The organism is Salinispora oceanensis, assembly GCF_000383575.1.
Classification (GTDB): domain Bacteria; phylum Actinomycetota; class Actinomycetes; order Mycobacteriales; family Micromonosporaceae; genus Micromonospora; species Micromonospora oceanensis.
Genome location: NZ_KB911579.1, coordinates 1665578 through 1688869, shown reverse-complemented (window position 1 = coordinate 1688869; position 23292 = coordinate 1665578). Strand labels below are relative to the sequence as shown.

The following is a 23292-nucleotide window of genomic DNA, read 5'->3' as shown; positions in this document are numbered from 1 at the left end:
GGGTGGGACCGGACGGCTCTTCTGCCCTAGGCTTTCCGCTCATGAGCAGTGCCGCCTCCTTCTCGTACGCACCCCTGCTGCCGACCGGTTCGGACCAGACGGAGTACCGCCTGATCACCGACGAGGGCGTTGACGTCGTCAACGGCCCCGGTGGTCGCCGATTCCTGACTGTGGAGCCGGCTGCGCTCACCGCGTTGACCGCCGAGGCGATGCACGACATCGCGCATTTTCTGCGCCCCGCGCACCTGGCGCAGCTCCGGTCGATCATCGATGACCCGGCGGCCTCGCCCAACGACCGCTTCGTCGCGCTGGACCTGCTGCGCAACGCCAACATCGCCGCCGGTGGGGTGCTCCCGATGTGCCAGGACACCGGCACGGCGATCGTGTTGGGCAAGCGGGGCCGGCACGTGCTCACCGACGGGACGGACGCCGAGTCGGTCTCCCGGGGGGTCTGGCAGGCGTACACCCGGCTGAACCTGCGCTACTCGCAGCTCGCCCCACTGACCATGTGGGAGGAGCGCAACACCGGCAGCAACCTGCCGGCGCAGGTGGAGCTCTACGCCGAGGATCCGGACGGGCAGCCGGACGCGTACAAGTTCCTCTTCATGGCCAAGGGCGGCGGCTCGGCCAACAAGTCGTACCTGTACCAGGAGACCAAGGCGCTGCTGAATCCGACTCGGATGATGCAGTTCCTGGAGGAGAAGCTGCGGTTGATCGGCACGGCGGCCTGCCCGCCGTACCATCTGGCCGTCGTCATCGGCGGCACCAGCGCCGAGTACGCGCTGAAGACCGCCAAGCTGGCCTCCGCGAAGTACCTCGACGGGCTGCCGACCGCGGGTTCGATGACCGCGCACGGCTTCCGTGACCTGGAGCTGGAGGCCGAGGTGCTGGAGCTGACCCGGGATTTCGGCATCGGCGCGCAGTTCGGTGGCCGGTACTTCTGCCACGACGTGCGGGTGGTCCGGCTGCCCCGGCACGGTGCGTCGTGCCCGGTGGCGATCGCCGTGTCCTGCTCGGCGGACCGGCAGGCGGTCGCGAAGATCACCCCGTCGGGGGTGTGGCTGGAGCGACTGGAGACGGACCCGGCCCGTTACCTGCCCGACGTGACGGAGTCCCAGCTGGAGTCGTCGGAGGTGGTCCGGGTCGACCTCAACCGGCCGATGGACGAGATCCGCGCCGAGTTGAGCAGGTACCCGGTCAAGACCCGGTTGTCGCTGAGCGGTCCGCTGGTCGTCGCCCGGGACATCGCCCACGCCAAGATCGCCGAGCGGCTGGACGCCGGCGAGTCGATGCCGGCGTACCTGCGAGACCATGCGGTCTACTACGCCGGCCCGGCGAAGACCCCCGAGGGCTACGCCTCCGGCTCGTTCGGCCCGACCACGGCGGGCCGGATGGACGCGTACGTGGAGAAGTTCCAGGCCGCCGGTGGCTCGATGGTGATGCTGGCCAAGGGGAACCGCTCCACCCAGGTCACCCGCTCCTGCCAGGAGCATGGCGGCTTCTACCTCGGCTCGATCGGCGGCCCGGCGGCCCGGCTGGCCCAGGACTGCATCAAGCATGTCGAGGTGCTCGAGTACGCCGAGCTTGGCATGGAGGCGGTCTGGCGGATCGAGGTGGAGGACTTCCCGGCCTTCATCGTGGTCGACGACAAGGGCAACGACTTCTTCGCCGAGGTGACCAAGCCGGTCCTCACCGTGGGCCGCCGCTGACATCGGTGCGCCCGTTCGGCTACGGCCGGACGGGCGCACCGCCCCCGTCGAATGTGTCTTCGACTATGCAACCCTGATTGTCAGCCGCCGCTCTCTTGATCCACTCTCACCGCGCTATCGCCGGATCCGAAAAGGGTTTTAGGCCGACAGCTACCCTGCTGGAAGTTGCAGGTACGGCAGGGGTGGAAGTATGCGGTTTGGGATCCTGGGCCCGCTGCGGGTCGGTGGCGAGGCCACCGTTACCGCGGGTCGGGATCGGACCATCCTCGCGATGCTGTTACTGCAGGCGGGCCGGATCGTGCCGGTGGAGGAGCTGGTCGACGCGGTCTGGGAGGAGCAGCCACCGGCTACCGCCCGGGCCCAGCTGCAGACCTGTGTGTCCCGGCTGCGGCGCCGGTTCGTCACCCTCGGGTTGTCCCCGGACCTCATCGTCACCGACCCGGTTGGCTACGGCGTCCATACCGCGCCCGGTGACCTCGACGCCGAGGTGTTCGGCGACGAGGTTGCTGCCGCGCGGGCGGCGGTAGTCGCTGACGACCTGGCTGACGCCCGCCGGCGCTTCCGTGCTGCGCTCGCGCTCTGGCGGGGGCCGGCACTGGGCGGCATCGCCGGGCGGAGCGTACGCGGCCGGGCCCAGACGCTTGACGAGCAACGGGTGACGGCGCTGGAGGAGTGCGTTGACGTCGAGCTGCGGCTCGGCAACGCCGTCGACCTGATCGACGAACTGACCGAGGCGGTCGCGCGACATCCGCTCCGGGATCGCCTGCGGGGCCAACTGATGCTGGCTCTCTCCGCCATCGGTCGCCAGGCCGATGCCCTCGTCGTCTACCGGGACGGGCGCCGGCACTACGCCGACGAGCTGGGCATCGAGCCCGGCGTGGAGCTGCAGGAGCTGCACCAGCGGGTGCTGGCCGGGGACCTGGTCACCATTGGACCCCGACCCAGCACGACCCCGGTCCGGGGCCTGCCGAGGGCGATCAGCGACTTCACCGGCCGGCAGGAGATCGTCGCGAACCTGTTCCAGCAGTTCCACGAGGGGGACACCCAGGTTCAACTGATCGACGGGATGGCGGGCAGCGGCAAGACCACCCTCGCGGTGCACCTCGCCACCCGCCTCGCCGACCGCTACCCGGACGCGCAGCTCTACATTGACCTGCACGGCCACAGCGAACGCACCCCGTTGACCCCGGCGGTGGCGGTGGCGACCTTGCTGCGGCAGCTCGGTATTCCGGCGGAGCAGATTCCGGTGGACCTGGAGGATCGTCTCGTCCGGTGGCGCACCGAACTCGCCGACCGGCGGGTGCTGGTGTTGCTGGACAATGCGGCGAGCGTCGATCAGGTCGCACCCCTGCTGCCCACCGGGCGTTCCTGCCTCACGCTGGTGACCAGTCGACGGCGGTTGGCCGGCCTGGACGTGGGCCACCCGGTGTCCCTGCCCGTTCTCGATCTGGACGAGGCGGTCACGCTGCTGGGGCGGGTGGCCGGTCCGGAGCGGGTCGCCGCCGAACCGGAGGCGGCGGCGGAGGTGATCCGTCGCTGCGGCTTCCTGCCGTTGGCGATCCGGCTGGCGGGTGCCCGGTTGGCGCATCGGCCGAGCTGGCGGATTGTCGACCTTGTCGAACGGCTGGCCGGAGCCCGTGATCCGTTGGCCGAGTTCGCGGCCGGGCCGCGTTCGGTTGGCGGCGCCTTCGCCCTGTCGTACGCGCAGGTCTCACCGCCCGCGCGGCGGCTCTTTCGACTGCTCGGCGTGCATCCGGACAGCAACTTCGACAACGTGGTCGCCGCCGCGTTGGCCGACCTGCTCCTACCCGATAGCCGGGACCTGCTCGACGAGTTGATCGACGCCAATCTGGTTGAGGAGCCGAGGCCGGGCCGGTTCCGCCTCCACGACCTGGTCCAGAAGTACGCCCACCGCCTGTTGGCCGAACCCGGTCGAGCGGCTGAGCGCTCCGCCGCCCTGGAACGGCTCCTCGATCACCACCTGTACGTGGCGGCGATGATCGCCGATCGGTTCGAGACGGCCGCGAGTCGGGCCCAGTTCATGTCGCCGAAGGCGCCGCGGGCGGACCTGGTGGACAGTTGCGTCGGGCAGGGCCGGGCGTGGTGCGACGAGAACCGTACGGTGCTGACTGCCTTGCCCCGCATCGCCGAGGCAGAGGGGTTTCTGCAGCACTGCTGGCAGCTGGCCCGCGCCTGCTGGGGGTTCAACTATGAGCGGGGCCAGCTGGACGACCTGATCGACACACACACCGTCGCGCTCCGCGCCGCGCGACGGCTGGGTGACGACGCGGCTGTCGCTACGACCATCAACTATCTTGCGTCTGCCTACTATCGGCTGGGCCGATTCGCAGCGGCCATCCGGCTTACCGAAGAGGCGCTCAGCCTGCGACGGCAGCTCGGGCTCACCTCGGCAGTCATGATCACCTTGAATAACCTGGGCAGCCTGAAGGCAGCCAACGGTGAATACCGCGCCAGCATGCGGCTCTTCCAGGAGGCACTGGAGCTGTCACCTCACGACGGAGACTTCGTAGCCAAAACGAATCTTCTGAACAACATCACGCAAAGCCTGCTCAGCTGGGGACGCTATGGTGACGCGTTGCGATTCAGCCGTCACCATCTGCTGGTGAGCCGGCAAATCGGTGACCTGCGGCAGCTTTCGCATGCCATCGGGCACGTCGGGACGATCCGTCACCGGCTGGGGGACATTGAACCGGCCCGGCGGCTGCTGCTGATGGCGTTGTGCCTCAAGCGCCGGATCGGACACCGGCACGGCGAAGGCGAGATGCTCAACGCAGTTGGTCTGATGGAGCGGGAGGCTGGGCGGCCCGAAGAGGCGGCGGCGCTGCACCGGGAAGCGCTGGTTGCGGTGATCGAGGCGGGTGACCGCGTCGGGCAGTGCGGAACGCGGAACATGCTGGCTCGGGCGATCGCCCAGCAGGGGGACCGGCCGAGCGCGTTGGATCTCTTCCGCCGGGTGCTGCACGACGCCCAGAGGATCAACCATCGATACGAGCAGGCGCGGGCCCTGGACGGCATGGCCCGCTGCCTACGGTCGACGGACGTGAGTGCGGCGCGAGCGTACTGGACCCAGGCGCTTGCCCTGTTCGACCAGGTAGACGTGCCGGAGCGGCACGAGGTGCGGCGGCTGTTGACCGAGCTGGACTGACCGGCTCGGGGCACTGGTTCTCCGGCCAGCTTCGGGCGGGAGCCAACCCGATGGTCACGCCGAGTCCGACGACGATCGCACCGACGATGTCCGCGGTTGAGGGGTGGCCGGTGCCCAGCAGTGCCGCGGCCGCGACCGCGCTGGCCGGCGCGATGCCAGCGGCGAGCCCAGCCCGGTCGGCGCCGAGCCGGGCAATCGCTCCGTACCAGAGTACGAACGCGAGCGCGGTGACGACGATGGCGAGATAGGCCAGCGCCAGCGCCTGCCCCGCGGTCGGGAGGGGAACGGCGCCCTGCCCGTCGGCGACGACGGCGGCGATGAGCAGTACGGGTACCGCCAGCGCCGACGCGTACGTCGAGACCCGCAATGGGCCCAGCCTCGGTAACACCGGGACGGCGAGCAGCGAGAACGCCACCTCGGCGGCCAGCGCCCCCAGCGCCCACGCCAGCCCGGTGGCACTGCCGCCACCGTAGCCCTGGGTCAGCACCACGCCGGCGGTCACCACGATCGCGGCGGCTACCACCCGCCCGCTGGGGGGCCGACGCCGTAGCAGCGGAGCCAGGAACGCGAGCATGATCGGAACGCCACCGATGACGGCGCCGACGCTGGACGGGTCGGCATGCCGTACGGCCTGCACGTAGCAGACGTTGAATCCGGCCAGGCCCGTGCCGGCGAGTAGCGTCAGGCGTACTACCTCGCGCGGCGACAGGCGCAGGTGTGGCACCCGCTGCAGGCGCATGAACAGCAGCAGGACCAGGGCCGCGCCGACGTAGCGCAGCAGCTGGCCGCCGAACGTCGGATAGTCGGTGAGCCCGGCGAGGACAGCCGCCGAGCTGCCGACCAAGGTCATCGCCGCGACGCCGGACAGAATCCCCCAGTATCGGCTCAAAATGCTCTCTCCTTGACGCGGCGGCGTGGTCTACCGGTCCGTTGCCTTAGCGTGGCGATTGCCGTGATGTCACGTCGTTCCTGCGTGATCGCTTTAGTGAAGCCGGCCTGCCGGGTCGGGCGCCAGACCAGATGGGAAAGGTGAGACCAGACCAGATGGCGCGGCAGCTCCAGCTCAATCTGGACCGACAGTCAACAACGCCGCTGATCGAACAGCTGCGTAGCGGCGTCAAGAGCATGATCGAGGCCGGTGCCCTGCGGCCCGGGGCGCCATTGCCGTCCAGCCGACTACTCGCGGCCGACCTACGGATCGCACGCAGTGTGGTGGTCGAGGCGTACCAGCAACTGACCGCCGAGGGGTACCTGATCTCGGTGGACCGCTCCGGCACGCGGGTCGCGAATCTGGCTCCCGCCCAGGACCGTGCCGTCACCGGGGCATCCGGGGTGTCCGCCGTCGGCACCGTTTCCGCGCGGTGGGACCTGCGCACCGGGCTTGCGGATGTCAGTGGCTTCCCCCGCGCCGAGTGGCTCACCTGCCTGCGGCGGGTGCTGCAGACCGCGACGCCGGAGCATCTGGAGTATCCAGCTCTGGCCGGGGTGGCGGAGCTGCGGAGCGAACTCACCTCCTACCTCGGACGGGTTCGGGCTGTCCGCACCACCGCCGACACCTTGATGGCTACCGCGGGCTTCGCGCAGGGCCTCGCGCTGCTGTCGAACATGCTGTTGGATCTCGGACACGTGACCGTCGCCGTCGAGGACCCCGGACATCCGGGGCAGCGAAGGTTCCTCGAAGACATCGGGCTGCGTCCGGTGCCGGTGCCGGTTGACGACGAGGGGATCGACGTGCGGGCCCTGGCCGCCAGCGAGGCGCGGGCGGTGCTGGTGACACCGGTGCACCAGTTCCCGACCGGTGTCGTGCTGTCCGAGTCGCGGCGTACGGCGCTGGTGGCCTGGGCGCGGCAGGTCGACGGGCTCATCGTTGAGGACGACTACGACGCGGAGTTCTGGTTTGACGATGCCGAACGTCCTCCCGCCGTCCAGGGCCTCGCTCCCGACCGGGTGGTCTACGGCGGCTCCGCCAGCAAGACGCTCGCCCCGGGGCTTCGGATGGGGTGGCTCGCCGTGCCCGCGCACCTCACGCCGGCGCTGGAGCGGGCCCGCGCCCGCCAGGACCTGGGCAGCTCCACCATCGATCAGCTCGGGTACGCCCACTTCATCGCCACCGGACGCCTCGAGCGGCACCTGCGCCGGATGCGCCGGCGCTACCGGGAGCGGCTGGCAGCCCTTACTGCCGCGGTCGCCAACCTGCTGCCCGACTTCAGGTTGATCGGCTCACCCGCCGGTCTGCATACGTTCCTGGCGATTCCGCCGTACCTTGACGAACGGGCGTTGGTGGATGCCGCCGCGCGACTCGGCGTGGTTGTGCGGGGAGCGGACCACTTCGCCTTCCACCATCGTCCGCCGACACCGGGGCTCGTCGTGGGGTATGCCGTCCACTCCCGCGACTCGCTGGTCGGAGCCGCCGCCGCGTTGGCCGCCGCGGTCCGGATGATCGGGACCGATTGAGCGGCTCGGGGTGAATATCCGCGCGGGGCGGTCGTGCGCGGCAGGATGGTGGGGTGACGAATCCTGAGGCGACGGGCTACCGGATCGAACGCGACTCGATGGGCGACGTGGAGGTGCCGGCCGCGGCGCTGTGGCGGGCCCAGACCCAGCGCGCGGTGCAGAACTTTCCGATCTCCGGGCGGGGGATGGAGCCGGCCCAGATCCGGGCGCTGGCCCAGATCAAGGGAGCCGCGGCCGAGGCCAACGGTGAGCTGGGGGTGATCGACGCGAATGTGGCCGCCGCGATCGTCGCCGCCGCGGCGCACGTGGCCGACGGCGGGTACGACGACCAGTTCCCCGTCGATGTCTTCCAGACCGGCTCTGGCACGTCGTCGAACATGAACACCAACGAGGTGATCGCCACCCTGGCCAGCCGCGAGCTCGGCGCCGACGTGCACCCCAACGACGACGTGAACGCGTCGCAGTCGAGTAACGACGTCTTTCCGTCCTCGATCCACCTGGCCGCCACCGAGTTCGTGACCCGAGACCTGCTGCCCTCCCTGGTGCAGCTGGCGGAGGCGTTGGAGAGCAAGGCCGCCGAGTTCGGGGATGTGGTCAAGGCGGGGCGTACCCACCTGATGGACGCCACACCGGTCACGCTCGGTCAGGAGTTCGGCGGGTACGCTGCGCAGGTCCGCTACGGCATCGAGCGGCTGGAGTCGGCCCTGCCCCGCCTGGCCGAGCTGCCGTTGGGCGGGACCGCCGTCGGCACCGGCATCAACACTCCGCTCGGCTTCGCGGCGCGGGTGGTCGAGCGGCTGCGCGATTCGACGGGGCTGCCGTTGACCGAGGCGCGGAACCACTTCGAGGCGCAGGGCGCGCGGGACGCGCTGGTGGAGACCTCCGGGCAGCTGCGGACGATCGCGGTCGGTCTCTACAAGATGGCCAACGACATCCGGTGGATGGGCTCCGGGCCGCGCGCCGGGCTGCGGGAGTTGCGTATCCCGGATCTCCAGCCCGGTTCGTCGATCATGCCCGGCAAGGTTAACCCGGTGGTCTGTGAGGCGGTCCGCCAGGTCTGTGCGCAGGTGATCGGTAACGACGCGGCGGTCGCCTTCGCCGGTTCCCAGGGCGACTTCGAGTTGAACGTCATGCTCCCGGTGATGGCCCGCAACCTGCTGGAGTCGATCAAATTGCTGGCCGCGTCGGGGCGGTTGTTGGCGGACCGGTGCGTGGTCGGCCTGGTCGCGGACGCCGAGGTCTGTTTGGCGTACGCGGAGGGCTCGCCGTCCATCGTCACCCCGCTCAACCGGCATCTCGGGTACGACGAGGCCGCTTCGATCGCGAAGGAGGCCCTCGCGAAGCAGGTTTCGATCCGGGAGGTGGTGGTCTCCCGGGGGCACCTGGAGTCCGGCAAACTCACCGGGGAGCAGCTTGATGAGGCGCTCGACCTGCTCCGGATGACGCACCCCTGACGGTACGAGGGCACATAGCGTGATTCCGCACGCCGCTGGTCTGTTGGCGCGCGGGATCACGATTGGGCCTGCGGCGAAATCGGTGCCTTGTCGACAATAGGTAGTGATGGATCACTACTGCGTAACTGGATCGGGCCGAGAAACAGGAGCCGTAGCTGCCCGACTGCGCTTGATGTCTGTTCCGCAACGGATAGCGGTTAAGGCGGCTCGTTTGCCGGGCAGCGGGCGTAGTGCCGCCGGTCTCCTCTTGACGTATGCGGAAGAGTTTGCGCGTCATGGCTGCCGCTCACGCTGGAACCGGTCCTGTCCGGCGGCCCGCCGCCGTCGCCACCTGGTGCGACGCACCGACCATTAGTTACCTACTTCAATTTACCTGCTCGAGGGGTCGATTCCTTTAACTTGTTCTTAGCCATTTCTTAGGCGCGTTGCCGCAGGAAATTGTCGGCACGTAGCGTCGCCTCGACCCGCAGTTTGAGACCGAGGAGGCTGCCGGCGTGTATGGCTGGAGCGAATCGATGGAACCGGATGGTGATCGTCGGGAACCCAAACCGGCTGCCGACGTATGGGATCGGCCTGCCGATGACTGGGGCCGGCGGCAGCAGGAATCGTCGGGTGGCCGGCACCGCCAGCAGCCGGCGGGCGGGCGGGACGAGCCTGCCGGGCCGACCGGCGGACATGCCGGCGGACTAACGAGTGGGCATCGGATCGGTGGTGCCTCCTCGGCCGACGGTCCACCCGCGAACAAAGGACCTCGCGTCGGCCACCGGACCCGCCGGCCGGTACTCATCGGTGCGGCGGCGGCTGCCACGCTGGCCGTGAGCCTCGGGGTTGGTGCCGCCGCACTCTCCGACGGAGACGAACTCATCCCCACCTCGGGCTACAGAGACATCGTGGCCACGAAGCCGACCTCCTACCACCAGGGGGGCGGGACCCGTGCCGAGCGGCGCTCCTCAACCAGCTCCAGCTCCGGTCCCAGCGCCACGCCCAGTACCGCGGCACCGTCGCGGTCCACCGGAGAGCGCCGGGGTCCAGCTCCGGAGGCGTCGCGCTATACCGCTAAGCCCCGCCCCACGCGGGTGCGCAAAACTGCCGCACCCCGCCCCACTCAGGTGTCTACCACTGCGCCGACCACTGCGCCGACCACTGCGCCGACCACTGCGCCGACCACTGCGCCGACCACTGCGCCGACCACTGCGCCGACCACCGCGCCGACCACCGCGCCCGCCCCTGGCGGGGTCAGCGCGGAGGCCGGCGAAGTGATCCGACTCGCCAACGCCGAGCGTGCGAAGGCCGGCTGTGCGGCGTTGAGTGTCGATGACAAGCTGATGACCGCCGCCCAGCGGCACAGCCAGGACCAGGCCGATCACCGGAACATGTCCCACACGGGTAGCAACGGCAGTAGCCCCGGCGATCGGCTCGGCGACGTCGGCTACCAGTGGCGCACCTACGGGGAAAACGTCGCCTGGAACCAGCAGTCACCTGAGGCCGTGATGACCGCGTGGATGAACAGCCCCGGCCACCGGGCGAACATCCTGAACTGCTCCTTTACCGAGATCGGCGTCGGCGTCGCGAGTAGTAACGGACCGTACTGGACGCAGGTCTTCGCCGCGCCTCGCTGAGTACGGATCGTCATTGTTCCGGAGCCTTCCACCACCAGGTACCCCGGCTCTTCGCCGACGGCTGCTCGACGGCATGAGGAAGAGGCCAACCTGCCCGGCCTGCGTGCGCGCTGGTAGGGACGGAATCTGGCTCGCTGGCCGGCCGCGTTCATCGCGGCCGGCTGCGCCGTCTGCTCTGCGATACCGGGGAGGCCCACTCTGATCATGCTGAGGGGTGGTGGACTCGCCAGCGGTGGGACATGTGGCGATAGCCCCGGCCCTGTCTGGCGGTATCCCTGATTGGTTCATCCGGTCAGGCGCGGCTGCCAGCCACTCGCCACCGATCGGCGGCATCGGTCGGGGTCGTCTCCGGTGGCGGTGAAGAGTGCGGTCAGCAGGAGGGGGCCGTGGGCGAGGGCCGGCCGGGGCAGGGGGCCGGTGGCGACCAGGGAGACCAGCCCGTGGGCGATGGCCCAGCTCTGGGTGGCCAGTTCGAGCGGGTTGGTGTCGGCGCGGTAGCGGCCGGCTAGCCGGCCTCGTTCGGCGGCTTGGACCAGGTATTCCAGGGTGTCGTCCGCTGCCTGGGCGTCTTCCAGGTCGAAGTTGGCGTCGAACATGACCCGGTACAGGTCGGGGTGGTCGAGGGCGTTGCCCAGGTAGGCGGTGACCAGGGCGGTCAGGTCCCGGACCGGGTCGGCTGAGGGGGTGACCTGGGCGAGGCGGGTGGCGAGGCGGGTGAAGCCCTCCTGCCGGAGGGCTTTCCACATGCCGTCCATCCCGCCGAAGTGGGTGTAGACGGCCATGGTTGACACGCTCGTGCCGGCCACCAGCGAGCGGAGGGTGATGGGCTCGCGGGTACGGAGCATCTGCGCGGCCCGCTCGATGAGCTGGGTACGGACCGCTGGGTCTTTCCTCCTGGCCACGATCTCCAGGATACATAACATAGCTGTGCTATGTTATAGCTGGTCTAACCGACAGCTCCAGGAAAGGAGTCAGCATGACCATCACTCTGGTGAACCCCGATGGGCTGCCGAAGGTCGACCTCTACTCGCAGGTGGCGGTCGCCACCGGGTCACGGCTGGTCTTCCTCGCCGGCCAGGTCGCCGTTGATGCCGACGGGAACACGGTCGGTGTGGGCGACCTCGCCGCCCAGGTCGAGCAGTGCTACCTCAACGTCGCCACCGCCCTGGCCGAGGTCGGCGGCTCCTTCGGTGACGTGGCGAAGTTGACCGTGTACGTCGTCGACTGGACGCCCGACAAGATGGCGCTCCTGGGAGAGGGGATCGCGCGGGCGGCGGCGAAGTTGGGCGTCACCCTGGCCGCCCCGTTGACGGGTTTGGGTATCAGCGCGCTCGCCGGCCCCGACCTGCTGGTTGAGGTGGAGGCCACCGCAGTCCTCGGTGGCTAGGGCCGCGAAGGAGCAAGGGGCCGCCGGCGCCGTACGGCGCCGGACTCAATCAATCTGACTCATCTCGTACCGTGTGCATTCAGCGATCTTGTCGGCGGTGGCTTCCCCATGCTCTTGTACGTGTGAGCGGTTCATGTGCACCTGCCAGAGTTCATAGGACTCCCAGTTCTCGTAAACGAGGAAACGGGTGGGGTCGCTGTTGTCCTGATGGAGGTGGTAGTCGATGCATCCGTTCTCCTGGCGGATGAGCGGGACAACGCGCCTGAGCTCGGCCTTGAGCGGTTCTACCTGGTCCGGCTTGGCGCGAACGTCGACAACGATGGTCAGGTGTGGCATTCGGCGCTCCAGGGTTCCTCGGCAGATGCGCTCAACCTTCTCAAGCTAGCGGCTGGGATCACCCGGAGTCCTGACAAGCCATCAACTGGGGCAGCGAGCTGAACCGAGGGCCGAGTGCCGGGGCCCGGGGTTGAGGGCCAGGGGGCGGGCGGTGGCGGAGTCGGGTGTCATCCGGGCCGCCTGGTGTTCCCTGGGGGGCGGCCTCCGCGCCCCAGGGAACACCCAGCTCAGCGCAGGATCTTAAACCGCAGGTGGGTCGCCTCGGGCGTATCGATCACACCGATGTTCTCTAACCGCAGGGCGGTAGCGTCGAACAGCTTGATCCCGCCGTCGATCACCAGGGGCCGTACCGCCAGCCGCATCTCGTCAACGAGCCCCGCGGCCAGGCACTGCTGGGCGAGCTGGGCGCCGCCGCCGATGATGACCTCGCGCTCCCCGGCGGCGGCCTGCGCACGGCGTACGGCCTCGGCCACGCCCGGGATGAAGTGAAAGACGGTGTCCCCTTTGGCCACCTGCTCCGGCGTGCTGTGCGAGACGACGAAGTGCTCGACCGGGAAGGGGTTGTCCGCGAACCCGTCCTGGCTGGCACCCTGGTCGTAGGTGCGTCGCCCCATGACCATCGCGCCCATGCTGCGCTGCAGCTCCTCGATGATCGCCTGGCTCTCCGGCGAGGGTGCGAAGAACCAGTCATGTAGACCGGCGGGCCCACCGTCCGCGGCGGCGATGCAACCATCTACCGACATCGTCATATCCAATACTACTTTTCCCATGAAACCTCCACCGGTTGCTGGCATCCTCGCTTCGCGAGCCGGGAACAGCGCTCCTGCCCACCTCTCCGGGGTTGCTGAGGTGTCATGATCACGGAAAGCTCGCTTTCACCGATGTCATCATCACCCACCGACATTCCGGTGCCCCGCTGACTCACTGAGCCTTTCGCGTAGCGGGTCGTGACGTTAGATGATCAAACGGCTTGTCGGTGGTGGGTGTGGAGGTGCCAATGCTGCTGGCCGCCAGGGCGTCAGCCCCGGCGGGATGTTGTGCCCGAGGTAGCTGTCCGGGTTAGTTTCGCTGTCGAGCTGCCCCACCGGCGGGACCGACGCCAAGGCTCGACCCGGGCTGCCGCGAGCAGGTGTTATCAGCCCGGAATAGACCGAGGTGTCGGTCGAGGCGGGTGTGCCGCCAGGGCTCGACCAACATGGACGCACCGGCTCTGCCCGACGCAGGCACGGCCCGCGCGGTCCTTCGGCGTGGGCCGGGGGCGGCCCATGCGGTCCTTCGGCGTAGGCCAGGGGCGGCCCGAGCAGTCCTTCGGCGATGACCAGGCACCGGCGGGCTGCTGGGCGGGCACCGGGCATTGCTGCGCCCCAGCTATGCGGGCAGCTCGACAGCAGGCGGCACCGCACCGCCTGGTCACGGCAGGACGACGCTCGGTCGCCCGCCCGGGCTTCCGTCCGGGTGCCCCGGCGTGCCCGTTCACGGCTGAGCGGGTCGGCCCAGGTACCGCACGGCCGCCTCGCGTACCGACGGCACCGCCGGACCGGCACCTACCGCACTGGCCTCGTTGCCGGATTGGCTCACTGGTGTGCCCCCACCGAGTGGCGGTGCTAACCAACCCCGTCACCCTGATCTGAATTCATCGCCGGCGGGCTGCTTCGAGGTGTCCAGGCGAGGAAGCGGTCGAAGAGGGTTCTCGGATCTGGGCCATTCTGTGGGTGGAGCTTGTGCAGGTCGGCTGCGGCGTCGTGGAGTTGGGCGCAGAGGTATATCCGGAGTGCGACGAGATCCCTGGCGTACTCGTGGCGCAGGGTGAGTCGGGCGGTGGCGCAGGGCCAGGGTGCGGCGCAGGTGCGGCAGATCCAGAGTGGGCGCAGCGGCAGATGCGGTCGGGCGGCGGGAGGGGTCACCACTTGCCGCCGTTGGCGCGCCAGGTTTGGGCGGGGGTGAGCCAGCCGACCCGGCCTACCTGGGGATTGGCGACGGTGGGGGCGTTCCACGCGGGGCGGCCCGGTGGGGGCGCGGCGGTGGTGGGTTCGGTTGGCGCGGTCGCGTGGCGGTCCGGGCAGGTTCGCCAGCGTAGGCCGCAGGAACACCGGGGGCGGGGCCCGCGCCAGATCCGGCGGTGTCGGGGTGCGAGCGGTATGGGCCGTTGGTTGTGGGGCCACCGGATTGCGTGGGGAAGCCAGTTTCGGATGGATCGAGACATGACGCGGCCCTTCTTGAATCCACTATGAGTGTCACGGCCCCGGCGGTGGGGTCGCCCGGCCGGGGGAGCGGGCGACCCACCGCGACGCCGCGTTCGGAAATGGAAGTGGGCGTCGTGCTTCACAGTGTGCTGAGGGCGCGGCTACGGTCGGAAGGGTTTGGTGGCGTTGTGCGAGAGCCTTTGGGTGGGGCCGGGGTTGCGGGTCCGCGGTATTGGAGTCGATCAACCGGTTCGTGGAGGGCGGTTGGAGATGGCGACTGGAGAGATGACCGCTGCGGCGTTTTTGGTGGCGGAGTTACGGCGGGCGCGGATTCGGCGGGGCTGGAGTCAGGAGGAGTTGGCCAAGGCCATCAACTACTCGCCGTCGATGATCAGTGCGGTGGAGTTGGGGCAGGCGCCGCCGACCAGTAAGTATCTCGAGCAGTTCGACAAGGTTCTTGACACCGGTGGTCTCTACACCCGGATGCTGACCGACTTGGTCGTCCTCGATAAGAACCAGGCATGGTCCCGTGGTTGGCGCAGAATCCAGGCGGAGTCGTGGGCCCTACGCTGGTTCGATCCACTGCACGTTCCAGGGTTGTTGCAGACCGAGGCATATGCGCGGGCGGTCTTCGAGTCGGATCCGCTACTTGAGCCAGAGGAGGTTGAGCGCCGGCTTGCCGAACGACTGGACGGTCAGGCAGTTCTCTACGCCGAGCGTCCATCCCGGCTCGTAGGGGTGATGGACGAGGCGGTGTTGCGGCGGAGGGTAGGCGGTCGAAAGGTCATGGGTGACCAGTTGTCACACCTCGCCCGCTTAGCCGTCGAGCACCCACACGTCCGAGTCCAAGTCGTGCCCTGTTCTGCGGATGAGTATCCAGGCCTCAACGGCCCGTTCATCCTTGCCAGCATGGCTGGCGGAAGCGAACTCGCGTTCCTCGGTGGCCAGATCGGCGGTCAGGAGTTCGACCGGCCGGCTGATCTCATGCGCTTGCAGCGGACCTGGGAAGCTACTCTCGCCGTGGCCCTGCCCCCGCAGGAGTCCATCGAGCGGATCAAGGAACTGGTGGAGTCATGGAAATGACCGGTGCGCGGTGGCGTAAGAGCAGTCGCAGTGGTTCCAACGACCAGTGTGTTGAGGTGGCGACGAACCTGCCGGGTGTGGTGGGGGTGCGGGACAGTAAGGATCCGATGGGTCCGGCGCTCTCCATCGACCCGGGCTCCTGGCAGTCCTTCACCGCCGCGCTACGCCGTTAGTCGAACGCCGTACCGAGGTAACGGGCTGGGGTCTGCACTGTCATGACCCTGCCTTGCCGCAGTCGATCGAACTGGTGAGGGAAGTGACGGAGTCATGGACTTGATGGGTGCTACCTGGCGGAAGAGCAGTCGGAGTGCTCAGACCAACGACTGTGTCGAAGTGGCGATGAACCTGCCGGGTGTGGTGGGGGTGCGGGACAGTAAGGATCCGGCGGGCCCGGCGCTCTCCATCGACCCGGGCTCCTGGCGCTCCTTCACCGCCGCGCTACGCCGTTAGGCGAGCGCCCCGGCCTGGTTGTCAGGCCGGGGCGGTCCACGACTACCTAACGCAGTCGACCGCGGGCGTCGCCGTTGTCCTGGTCGGCGACGAACGCGGTGAGCCAGGCCAGCGGCGCGTTCCAGTTGATGGTCAGCTCGTTGGTCGACCACGATTCGATGTCGTCGAGGTAGCAGAACTGCGGCGCGCAACCCTGCAGTTTCTGCTGGGCGACCGGGTCCTGGATGCTTGAGTTGGGACCTCCGGACAGGGTTCCCCGGGGCGGGTTGGGCAGGTCGGTGTTGAGTTGGTGGGCGTACCAGCGGCTGTGCTGGTTCTCCGAGGCCACCTCGCCGTACCCGGTCACGTAGGACTGGTTGAGAGCGTTGCGCCCGAAGATGTAGTCCATGGTCTCCAGGACGCCGTCGCGGTAGCGGTCGGTGCCGGTGATATCGAACGCCACCGCCATCACGATGGCGTTGTTCAGGATCAGGTTGTTGGATCCCCAGTCGTACGTGTTGTCCGTGGGCGCGTACGGGATGCCGTACGGGTGCGCCTCCAGCGTGGCGAGATACTTGTCGGCGCCGGTGATGACCGACTGCCGGACTCGTTCCCGGTCGGGCAGGCGGTTGGGCAGGGTTGCCAACTGGAGTCGGCCGAGCTGAGCCGTGTTGCCCCAGTCGAAGCCCCGGTCCCGCCAGACATCCGCGGTGTGCAGCGGGGAGTCGAGCAGGAAGTCCCGGTATTCGCGGGAACCGGTGGTGATGAAGAGCTCGGCGGCGGCCCAGTAGAACTCGTCGGTGACGTTGTCATCGCTGTACGCGCCACCGCCGTTGCCGTCGTTCGGGTCGGCGTAGATCTCGGGGTGGGACTTCGCTGCCGCCCACGCCGCCTTCGCGGCTTTGAGGTTCTGCAGGGCGAACCGCCAGTCGTAGGGCAGGTAGACCCGGGCGGCCTGGGCGGCGGTGGCCGCCAGGTTGAGCGTCGCCGCGGTGGAGACCGGGTGCAGCTCGCGGAGCTTCGGGTCGAGGTGGGGCAGGAGCGGAAGGCCGGTCCAGGAGTCGTCGTGGATCTTGTGGTGGGCCATGCCGGCGTAGGGCTGCCCCGCCGGTACCTGCATCTTGAGCAGGAACTCCTGTTCCCAACGGGCCTCGTCGAGAATGTCCGGCACCCAGTTGCCGCTCTCCGGCAGGTCGAGGGTGCCGTCGCGCAGCTTCCAGAATTCGCCGGTCGGGGCCAGGAGGGCGCGCTCGTACTCGCTCATCAGCTGATGTACGGAGATGCCGCCGTTGACGACGTACTTGCCGTGGTCGCCCGCGTCGTACCAGCCCCCGGAGACGTCCAGTGTGTACTCGCAAACGCCGGGCTGGCAGGGGACCGACATGTCTCCCTGGTTGGGGGCGATACCGACGTGCCCGGCCGGTCGGCCGTAGCCGGGGCGCAGGTCCTCGCGGATCTCCACGCCGCTGCGTTGGGTGTAGTAGAACTTGAGCGCGTCGAGCCGGAGCTGCTCGTAGAAGTCGGCGCCGAGGTCGAACGGCCGGCTGGTTTCGCCGTCGGCCGTGAGGGTGTAGCCAGTGCCCGGCTGCTGGTAGTCGCCGAAGTCGATGCTGTGTACGTGTTGCCCGGACGACTCATCCAGTCCCCGAGGCTGGGTGGTGCCGCTGGCGACGACGGCCCCGGCGTCGTTTCGCAGCTGCCAGAGCAGCGCTTCGGTCGCTTCCGTGACGACGGTGGCGTTCTTTGGCCCCTTGGGCAGGTAGCCGACCTGGTTCACGCGTACCCGTGGGCCGGTGTCCGGCTCGTACTCGTCTGGCTCGGCGTCCCCGACGAGGCTGATGTCATCGAGGCAGATCCGCCACGGCTCGGCACTGCCGCCGATCTGGAACGCGACCTGGGCGTTCGGCAGGTCGACCGGGGAGGTGAAGGTGTAGCGGTAGCTGTCACCGGAGACGGTCAGCGCCGGGTTGGCCGCGAGGTACTGGGTGTACGGCGGGACCGGGAGCTGGACCAGCGCCTTGCCGACCTTGCCCGGGTCGGCGCTGCCGAAGAACTGGAACTCGTAGGTCACGCCGGCCTGGAGGGAGATGTTGTCCTGGCCGACGATGGTGTCCCACGGGTTGATCGTGCCGCCGGGCACATCGGTGCAGAGCCGGCCGTCGCTGGAGTCGAGGGTGAGGTTGCCGGTGGACCACCAGGGCGCGTGGCCGTCGTCGAAGGTGCCGTTGATGATCTGCTCTACGGCGTCGGCCTGCGCGCTGCCGCCGGTGAACCCGCTGACGGCGAGCGCGAGGACGATGCCGGCGGCGAGCGGCGCGGCGCGTCGCCTCCGGTCGGCGGGTGGATTGGGGGCCATGAGGCTCCTCTCGATCCTGGTGGTGGTGGTGCCGGGTGGGGGGTCGGCGGCATGGGAGCGCTCCATGAACTCAGGTGTGCCGATGAAACCACGCCCGGGCGGCGCTGAGAAGAGATGACGAGGAAACTTCTTCCGTTACCTTCTTGTTATTGACGTGACGCATTTCACGGGGGTTGACTGCCCGAAACCGATTCCGGAACCGGTTTCGGGCTCATTCAGCGCTTGACAAGGATGCGGTCAGTGCCAATCACCATCGCGGATGTTGCGCTCCGGGCGGGTGTCAGCAAGACCACCGTCTCCCGGGTCATCAACGGCAAGGGGGAGCTCGACGAGGTCACGGCGGCGCGAGTCCGGGCTGTCATCGACGAGCTCGGTTACGTCCCCAGCGCCCGCGCTGTCAACCTCGCCCGTGGCTCCACCCGGGTCGTCGGGATGCTCGTCCCCTCGCTCACCTGGCCCTGGGTGGGCCAGGTGCTCCAGGGCGCCGTGGATGTGGTGGAGAGCGAGGGGTACGGGCTGCTGCTGTCCACCTGCAACCGGGGCGTGGAGTCGATGCGGCAGTTCGCCACCCACGTGTCGGCGAAGTCCTTCGACGGGCTGTTGGTCATCGAGCCCGAGGGCACCCTCGACTACATCGCCGAGCTGCACGACCAGGGGTTGCCGGTGGTGCTGATCGACGACCGGGGGCACGAGCCAAGGTTCCCCTCGGTCGGCACCACGAACCGGGCGGGGGCGAGGGTCGCCGCCGAGCACCTGGTCGGGCTCGGCCGGCGACGGCCCCTGGTCATCGCCGGGCCGTACCGCTTCGGCTGTGTCCAGGAGCGCCTGGGCGGCTTCACCGACGGCTACGCCGCCGCCGGTGCGCGGCTGGACCCGGCGCTCCTCTTCGAGGGCGCCTTCACGTACGAGTGCGGGCAGGCGTTGGCCGGCCGCGCAGTCGCCGAGGGGCTCGACTTCGACGCCGTCTTCGCGCACAACGACGTGATGGCGGCCGGGGCGTTGCGGGTGCTCCGGGAGAACGGCCGGCGGGTTCCGGCCGACGTGGCCGTGGTCGGCTTCGACGACCTACCGCTGGCGGCGCAGACCGAGCCGCCACTGACCGCGGTGCGCCAACCCGTTCGCGAGATGGGTGCGGTTGCCGCGCGCGCGTTGCTGAACCACTTCAACGGGATACCGCTGCCAACGGCGCCGGTGGTCATCCCCACCACCCTCACCGTTCGTCAATCCACCGTCGCCTGATGTCGCACCAACGGCCCTGGTTCATTCCCCGGCACCATTCCCCCCGGCCCCCGGCCGGAGAAACGCAGGGAGTCATGATCGACAGACGTCGTTTCCTCGCCGTCGCGCTCGCCGGCACCGTCGCCACCACCGCGCTCGTCGGTTGCGGCGAGACCGCGAACACCCGCGCCCAGGACGAAGGCGTGACGGTGCTCAACATCGGCATGCCGAGTGGCCCGCAGACCGAGAATCACAACCCGTTCCTCGAGTCCTCCTCGGCGGCGGCTCTCGGCTACCGGTGGACGCTCTACGAGCCGCTCGCCATGACCAATCTGGCCCGTCCCGCCGAGCCCGCCCGGCCGTGGCTTGCCACGAAGTGGGAGTGGTCGTCCGACTACCGCACCCTCACCCTGACCGTCCGGGAGAACGCCACCTGGTCGGACGGGCAGCAGCTGACCGCCGACGATGTCGCGTTCACGCTTGACATGATCAAGAACAATGAGGCGTTGAACCTCAACGCCCTGCCGTTCTCCTCGATCACCACCAGCGGTAACCAGGTGACCGTCACCTTCGGCGCGTCGCAGTTCGTCAACCAGGCCAAGGTCCTCGGTTCGATCCCGATCGTGCCGAAGCACATCTGGTCCGCGGTCGAGGACCCGGCCACCGACCTCAACGCCGAGCCGGTCGGCAGCGGCCCCTACACGTTGAAATCCTTCACCCCGCAGACCACCACCCTCACCCTGCGCGACGGCGGCTACTGGCAGGACCTGCCGAAGGTCAAGGAGTTGCGCTACACCTCGTACAACGACAACAACGCGCAGACGACCGCCCTGGCCAACGGTGAGTCGGAGTGGAGCTTCGTCTTCATCCCCAACTACCAGACGGTCTTCGTCGCCAAGAACCCGGAACACAACAAGGTGTGGGCGGCGCCGGCGCTGGGCGTGCACGGCCTGTGGATCAACACCACGCGTAAACCGTTCGACAACCCGGCACTGCGGCGGGCGATGAACATGGTGATCAACCGCAATGACATCTTCGTGCAGGCCTCGGCCGGGTGGTTCCAGCCCGAGGTGACCTCGGTGACCGGCATCCCCACCCCGGCCGGTGAACCGTTCATCGCCCCCGAGTACAAGGGCCGCACGTACCAGGTCGACGTGGCCGGCGCGAAGAAGGTGCTGACCGACGCCGGCTTCCGGTTCGACGGCGACACGCTGCGCGACCCGTCCGGTGAGCCGGTCACCATCAAGCTCAGCGACCCGGCCGGCTGGTCCGACTACATCACCAGTCTGGAGATCGTGAAGGACAACCTGTCCACGATCGGCATCGCCGCCACCGTCGACAAGGCCAACACCGAGGCGTGGCAGAAGTCCGTCGAGGAGGGCACCTTCGAGGGCACCTTCCGCTGGACGGACTCGGGTGCCACCCCCTACGACCTCTATAAGACGATCATGGATGGCGCGCTGCTCAAGCCGATCGGAACCGCCTCCCAGCAGGGCAACTTCGGCCGGTTCGACAGCCCGGAGGCGACGCGGGCGCTGCGGGACTACGCCGAGGCCACCGACGACGCCAGCCGGACCGCGGCCCTGAACACCCTCCAGAAGATCATGGTCGAGCAGGCGCCGATGCTGCCGGCCGGAGCCGGCAATGTCGGCGGCGCGTACGTCACCAGGAACTGGACCGGCTGGCCGAATGACGCCGACCCCTACGCGTCCGCGCAGCCGACCCAACCCAGCGCCCTGGACGTGCTGCTGCGTCTCACCCCCACCTCCTGAGCGCGGACCGGGTGCGGGACCTCGTCCTGGTGGGCCCCGCACCCGCGTCCGGCCCGCCCGGGCGAAGGAGCCCAGATGACCGAGACCGAACCCCGCTCCGACGTGGTGCTCACCGCCGAGGCGGTGACCCGGCACTTCCCCGTCCGCCGGGGGCTGGCGCAACTCCTGCGCCGGCAGCGGCCCGTCGTGCACGCCGTTGACGACGTGACCGTGACCCTGCGCCGTGGCCGGGTGACGGCGCTCGTCGGAGAGTCCGGCTCCGGGAAGTCCACCGTCGCGCGCCTGTTGGCCCAACTGCAACCGCCCACCAGCGGCCGAATTCTGCTGCACGGCGAGCCGGTCGCCGTCCGCGGCGGCCGACCGTTCCGGGCGTACGTCCGGCGGGTGCAGATGATCTTCCAGGACCCGTTCGCCTCCCTGAACCCGGTACACACCGTGCGCTACCACCTGACGCGCGCGCTGCGGATCCACGGCACCGCCGGTCGCGGCCCAGCCGAGCGTGCGGCCGCCCTGCACCGGCTGCTGGAACGGGTCGCCCTCACGCCACCGCAGCGCTACCTGGACGCGTTCCCGCACGAACTGTCCGGCGGTCAGCGGCAGCGGGTGGCCATCGCCCGCGCGCTCGGCGCCGACCCGGAGGTGCTCCTCGCCGACGAGCCGGTGTCCATGCTCGACGTCTCCATCCGACTGGGCGTGCTCAACCTCCTGCGCGAGCTGACCGAACGGCTACACCTGGCGGTTCTCTACATCACCCACGACATCGCCTCGGCACGCTACTTCGCTGACGAGACGCTGGTGATGTACGCGGGCAGGTCGGTGGAGGGCGGCGACAGCGAGACCGTCACGCAGCGACCCGCGCACCCGTACACCCGACTGCTCGTCGGCTCGGCACCCGACCCGGACCGGATCACCGGTGCCGCGCCGCCGGCCGTGCCCGACCGCGGGGACGGGGAACCGCCCAGCCTGATCCGGCCCCCGGCCGGGTGCCGGTTCCACCCACGCTGCCCGGCGGTGATGCCCCGCTGCGCCACCGACCTGCCGCCCCGCCTCGACGTGGGGGACAAGCCGGGCCACTGGGCGGCCTGCTGGCTCTACGACCGGCACACCGCCGGGTCGGTCACCGGCGCGGGGAAGGGGGACGGGTGAGGTTCCTGCTGCAGCGGCTCGCTTTCTACCTCTTCACCGTCTGGGCCGCCATCACCATCAACTTCTTCCTGCCCCGGCTCATCCCCGGTGACCCGGTCCGCTCCCTGATCGCCCGCTATCAGGGGCAACTGAGCACCGACGCCATCGACTCGCTGTACGTGCTGTTCGGGCTCGACCAGGAGCGGAGCCTCTGGGGGCAGTACGTTGACTACTGGGCGCAGTTGCTCCGCGGTGACCTCGGACTCTCTTTCACCTTCTTCCCGACCCCGGTCTCCGACGTGATCGGGAACGCGCTGCCCTGGACCGTCGCGTTGGTCGGCATCACCACGTTGGTCAGCTTCGCCCTCGGCACCGGGCTGGGCGTCCTGGCCGGCTGGCGGCGTGGCTCCTGGCTGGACGGGCTGTTGCCGGTCACCACGTTCCTCTCCTCGATCCCGTACTTCTGGCTCGGGCTAGTCGCGATCGCCCTGCTCACCGGCCCCGGCAGCTTCTTCCCGTCCTCGGGTGGCTACGAACCCGGCCTGGTACCCGCCTTCGACACCATCTTCCTCGGCAGCGCGCTACAGCACAGCCTGCTGCCGGCGGCCACCATCCTGGTCTCCTCAATGAGCGGCTGGGTGCTCAGCATGCGCAACATGATGGTCACCGTCGCCGCCGAGGACTACATCACCGTCGCCCACGCCAAGGGCCTCGGCGAACGCCGGGTCGCCCTGCACTACGCCGCGCGCAACGCGCTGCTACCCAACATCTCCGGCTTCGCGCTGTCCCTCGGCTTCATCGTCGGCGGCACCCTGCTGGTGGAGATCGTCTTCTCCTACCCCGGCCTGGGCTTCCAGCTCTTCCAGGCGGTCGGCGCCAAGGACTACCCCCTCCTGCAGGGCATATTCTTGATCATCACAGTCTCGGTGCTGGTGGCGAACCTGCTCGCCGACCTGGCGTACCTCGCACTCGACCCGCGTACCCGCAAGGAGGGCTGAGGA

20 protein-coding genes and 1 pseudogene are annotated in these 23292 nt (G+C 69.0%); 13 read left to right on the top strand and 8 right to left on the bottom strand.

All coding sequences use genetic code 11. From position 1 onward, the window contains the following. The first annotated feature begins 41 nt into the window (after positions 1 to 41). Together SALPAC4_RS0107815 and SALPAC4_RS0107810 are read left to right on the top strand one after the other, a co-directional pair. Positions 42 to 1709: a fumarate hydratase gene (locus SALPAC4_RS0107815; RefSeq protein ID WP_018737286.1), complete on the top strand. Its 1668-nt coding sequence runs from the start codon at positions 42 to 44 to the stop codon at positions 1707 to 1709. Positions 1710 to 1899: 190 nt separating this feature from the next. Then, positions 1900 to 4875, top strand: a complete 2976-nt coding sequence (locus tag SALPAC4_RS0107810; protein ID WP_019869848.1) for an AfsR/SARP family transcriptional regulator — start codon at positions 1900 to 1902, stop codon at positions 4873 to 4875. A gap of 109 nt (positions 4876 to 4984) precedes the next feature. Here the strand turns inward: SALPAC4_RS0107810 and SALPAC4_RS26255 are convergent. Further along, positions 4985 to 5764, bottom strand: a pseudogene (locus SALPAC4_RS26255) (DMT family transporter); the annotation flags it as partial. A gap of 155 nt (positions 5765 to 5919) precedes the next feature. Here SALPAC4_RS26255 and pdxR point away from each other — a divergent pair. Further along, a complete protein-coding gene (pdxR, locus tag SALPAC4_RS0107800; RefSeq protein ID WP_027644292.1) occupies positions 5920 to 7329 on the top strand; it encodes a MocR-like pyridoxine biosynthesis transcription factor PdxR in 1410 nt (469 codons plus the stop codon). Positions 7330 to 7382: 53 nt separating this feature from the next. Next, the gene (locus SALPAC4_RS0107795; RefSeq protein WP_019869846.1) at positions 7383 to 8783 is read left to right on the top strand and encodes a class II fumarate hydratase; all 1401 of its coding nucleotides are present in this window, start codon (positions 7383 to 7385) and stop codon (positions 8781 to 8783) included. A gap of 416 nt (positions 8784 to 9199) precedes the next feature. Here the strand turns inward: SALPAC4_RS0107795 and SALPAC4_RS28355 are convergent, their stop codons facing one another. Together SALPAC4_RS28355 and SALPAC4_RS28350 are read right to left on the bottom strand one after the other, a co-directional pair. Then, positions 9200 to 9460, bottom strand: a complete 261-nt coding sequence (locus SALPAC4_RS28355; RefSeq protein WP_019869845.1) for a hypothetical protein — start codon at positions 9458 to 9460, stop codon at positions 9200 to 9202. Positions 9461 to 9888: 428 nt separating this feature from the next. Beyond that, the gene (locus tag SALPAC4_RS28350) at positions 9889 to 10104 is read right to left on the bottom strand and encodes a glycine zipper domain-containing protein (protein ID WP_223874719.1); all 216 of its coding nucleotides are present in this window, start codon (positions 10102 to 10104) and stop codon (positions 9889 to 9891) included. Between SALPAC4_RS28350 and SALPAC4_RS28345 the strand changes: the two genes are divergently transcribed. Continuing rightward, positions 10088 to 10402 (top strand): CAP domain-containing protein, encoded by a 315-nt coding sequence (locus tag SALPAC4_RS28345; RefSeq protein WP_263404817.1) that lies wholly within the window; start codon positions 10088 to 10090, stop codon positions 10400 to 10402. The two genes, SALPAC4_RS28350 and SALPAC4_RS28345, sit on opposite strands and share 17 nt — an antisense overlap. 284 nt (positions 10403 to 10686) lie before the next feature. Here SALPAC4_RS28345 and SALPAC4_RS0107785 read toward each other — a convergent pair whose 3' ends face one another. Beyond that, positions 10687 to 11304 (bottom strand): TetR/AcrR family transcriptional regulator, encoded by a 618-nt coding sequence (locus tag SALPAC4_RS0107785; protein WP_027644290.1) that lies wholly within the window; start codon positions 11302 to 11304, stop codon positions 10687 to 10689. Positions 11305 to 11378: 74 nt separating this feature from the next. Here SALPAC4_RS0107785 and SALPAC4_RS0107780 point away from each other — a divergent pair, with 74 nt between their 5' ends. Further along, the gene (locus SALPAC4_RS0107780; protein ID WP_019869841.1) at positions 11379 to 11789 is read left to right on the top strand and encodes a RidA family protein; all 411 of its coding nucleotides are present in this window, start codon (positions 11379 to 11381) and stop codon (positions 11787 to 11789) included. A 45-nt stretch (positions 11790 to 11834) separates the two neighbouring features. Here SALPAC4_RS0107780 and SALPAC4_RS0107775 read toward each other — a convergent pair whose 3' ends face one another. The 3 genes from SALPAC4_RS0107775 to SALPAC4_RS28340 form a co-directional block, all read right to left on the bottom strand. Next, complete coding sequence (locus SALPAC4_RS0107775) at positions 11835 to 12125, bottom strand: putative quinol monooxygenase (RefSeq protein WP_019869840.1); 291 nt, start codon at positions 12123 to 12125, stop codon at positions 11835 to 11837. A 227-nt stretch (positions 12126 to 12352) separates the two neighbouring features. Then, positions 12353 to 12895, bottom strand: coding sequence for a dihydrofolate reductase family protein (locus SALPAC4_RS0107770; protein ID WP_263404816.1), 543 nt, complete (start codon positions 12893 to 12895; stop codon positions 12353 to 12355). Positions 12896 to 13729: 834 nt separating this feature from the next. Next, positions 13730 to 14032: a hypothetical protein gene (locus tag SALPAC4_RS28340; RefSeq protein ID WP_080640865.1), complete on the bottom strand. Its 303-nt coding sequence runs from the start codon at positions 14030 to 14032 to the stop codon at positions 13730 to 13732. Positions 14033 to 14578: 546 nt separating this feature from the next. Between SALPAC4_RS28340 and SALPAC4_RS0107765 the strand changes: the two genes are divergently transcribed. The 3 genes from SALPAC4_RS0107765 to SALPAC4_RS0107755 all read left to right on the top strand — a co-directional run bounded on the left by SALPAC4_RS0107765 (position 14579) and on the right by SALPAC4_RS0107755 (position 15841). Next, positions 14579 to 15391, top strand: coding sequence for a helix-turn-helix domain-containing protein (locus tag SALPAC4_RS0107765; RefSeq protein ID WP_019869838.1), 813 nt, complete (start codon positions 14579 to 14581; stop codon positions 15389 to 15391). Next, entirely contained in the window at positions 15382 to 15564 is a 183-nt protein-coding gene (locus tag SALPAC4_RS25180; RefSeq protein WP_033664741.1) for a DUF397 domain-containing protein, read from the top strand. The genes SALPAC4_RS0107765 and SALPAC4_RS25180 overlap by 10 nt, the downstream gene beginning before the upstream one ends. A 94-nt stretch (positions 15565 to 15658) precedes the next feature. Beyond that, positions 15659 to 15841 carry a DUF397 domain-containing protein gene (locus SALPAC4_RS0107755; protein ID WP_019869836.1) on the top strand — a complete coding sequence of 61 codons (183 nt, stop codon included), beginning with the start codon at positions 15659 to 15661 and terminating at the stop codon, positions 15839 to 15841. Between the two features lie 46 nt (positions 15842 to 15887). Here SALPAC4_RS0107755 and SALPAC4_RS0107750 read toward each other — a convergent pair whose 3' ends face one another. After that, positions 15888 to 18242, bottom strand: a complete 2355-nt coding sequence (locus tag SALPAC4_RS0107750) for a glycoside hydrolase family 9 protein (protein WP_019869835.1) — start codon at positions 18240 to 18242, stop codon at positions 15888 to 15890. 165 nt (positions 18243 to 18407) lie between these two features. Here SALPAC4_RS0107750 and SALPAC4_RS0107745 point away from each other — a divergent pair, with 165 nt between their 5' ends. The 4 genes from SALPAC4_RS0107745 (at position 18408) to SALPAC4_RS0107730 (ending at position 23289) form a co-directional block, all read left to right on the top strand. Beyond that, the gene (locus tag SALPAC4_RS0107745) at positions 18408 to 19415 is read left to right on the top strand and encodes a LacI family DNA-binding transcriptional regulator (RefSeq protein ID WP_019869834.1); all 1008 of its coding nucleotides are present in this window, start codon (positions 18408 to 18410) and stop codon (positions 19413 to 19415) included. A gap of 74 nt (positions 19416 to 19489) precedes the next feature. Beyond that, positions 19490 to 21166: an ABC transporter substrate-binding protein gene (locus SALPAC4_RS0107740; RefSeq protein ID WP_019869833.1), complete on the top strand. Its 1677-nt coding sequence runs from the start codon at positions 19490 to 19492 to the stop codon at positions 21164 to 21166. A gap of 75 nt (positions 21167 to 21241) precedes the next feature. Beyond that, the gene (locus SALPAC4_RS29110; protein ID WP_019869832.1) at positions 21242 to 22312 is read left to right on the top strand and encodes an ABC transporter ATP-binding protein; all 1071 of its coding nucleotides are present in this window, start codon (positions 21242 to 21244) and stop codon (positions 22310 to 22312) included. Then, entirely contained in the window at positions 22309 to 23289 is a 981-nt protein-coding gene (locus SALPAC4_RS0107730) for an ABC transporter permease (protein ID WP_019869831.1), read from the top strand. The genes SALPAC4_RS29110 and SALPAC4_RS0107730 overlap by 4 nt, the downstream gene beginning before the upstream one ends. Positions 23290 to 23292: the final 3 nt, after the last annotated feature.